This window comes from Amycolatopsis sp. NPDC051371 (genome assembly GCF_040682155.1).
Taxonomy (GTDB): domain Bacteria; phylum Actinomycetota; class Actinomycetes; order Mycobacteriales; family Pseudonocardiaceae; genus Amycolatopsis.
In genome coordinates this window covers 1-1,326 of the sequence record NZ_JBFBAG010000125.1, presented here as the reverse complement: position 1 = coordinate 1,326, position 1,326 = coordinate 1, and the positions used below count along the sequence as shown (strand labels likewise).

Below are 1,326 nucleotides of genomic sequence, written 5' to 3'. Positions count from 1 at the left end.
CCTGAATGACTCTCAGTGTCAGGGTTGGTGGTGCCGCACGGTGTGCGGTTATGGTCCGGTCTTGGTCACGTGGTGACTCGGAATGACGTTGCCCGCAGTGGCTTGTGAATGAACTGTCCTGCGTGATCAAGGCCCGGGCCGGGGCTGGCCTGACTTGATAGAAGCGTGGGCAAACGCCATCAACCTCGACTGAGGCGTGTCCGACCAGCCCGGCCCGGAACGACGCACATGTCCCGGCACAAAGGGAAGGACACGCACCCCTGCCATGGTGGTCATCGGAATCGATCCGCACAAGTCCAGCCACACCGCCGTCGCCGTCGACGAGACCGGCCGCAAACTCGCCCAGCAGACCGTCCCCGCCACCCCCGACGGGCTTCTGCGGCTACGCACCTGGGCCTCGGCCTGGCACCCCGGGCTGCGGTGGGCGGTCGAAGACGGCCGCGGCATCGCCGGGCGGCTGGTCGCCACCCTGATCGGGCATGGTGCCTCCGTCGTCTGGGTCCCACCGAAGCTGATGGCCAAGAGCCGCGCCTCGGCCCGCACCCGCGGCAAGTCCGACCCGATCGACGCCCTCGCCATCGCCCGCGCCGCACTGCGCGAACCCGACCTGCCCTCCGCGCATCTGGATCCAGCAGCCCTGGACCTGCGGCTGCTGACCGACCGCCGTGACTACCTCATCACCCGCCGCACCGCGGCGATCAACCAGCTGCGCTGGCACCTGCACGACCTCGACCCCGCCCTCGACCCCGGCAAAGCCTCGCTGACCGGACCGCGGCGGCTGGGCGCCCTCACCGCCACGCTGGCCGACCTGCCGCACAGCGTCCGCCGTGACCTGGCCCTGGACCTGGCCGCCGACATCACCGCACTGGGCAGGCAGATCGCCCGGCTGGAACACCAGCTCGCCCAGCGGGTCACCGTGCACGCGCCGGCGCTGCTGGCGATTGTCGGGATCAGCGTCGTCACCGCCGCGAAGATCGTCGGGGAGACCGCCGGGATCGCCCGGTTCCGGTCATCGTCGGCCTATGCCATGCATGCCGGCACCGCACCGATCCCGGTCTGGTCGGGCAACCGGCACCGATACCGGCTCAACCGCGGCGGCAATCGCCAGCTCAACACCTGCGTGCACCGGGTCGCGATCACCCAGCTCGCCCATCATCAACCTGCCCGTGACTACCGGGCACGATGGACGGAAAAACGTCCCCAGGCCAGCGCCAAGGCCGCGCTGCGCGCGCTTAAACGTCACCTCACCAACGCCATCTACCAGGCCCTGCTCACCGACCACCAACACCAGCTACAAGCAGCAACTTGACATAGAAGCTTCATTCA

General features: G+C 68.9%; 1 protein-coding gene. It reads left to right on the top strand.

The genetic code is table 11. The features are described 5' to 3' along the window. Positions 1–265: 265 nt before the first annotated feature. Positions 266–1,309, top strand: a complete 1,044-nt coding sequence (locus AB0M59_RS53580) for an IS110 family transposase (RefSeq protein ID WP_364632172.1) — start codon at positions 266–268, stop codon at positions 1,307–1,309. Positions 1,310–1,326: the final 17 nt, after the last annotated feature.

Bases quoted from the DNA above. Each gene is read 5' to 3' on its own strand.
- AB0M59_RS53580 (WP_364632172.1), top strand. From the start codon at position 266: ATGGTGGTCATCGGAATCGATCCGCACAAGTCCAGCCACACCGCCGTC.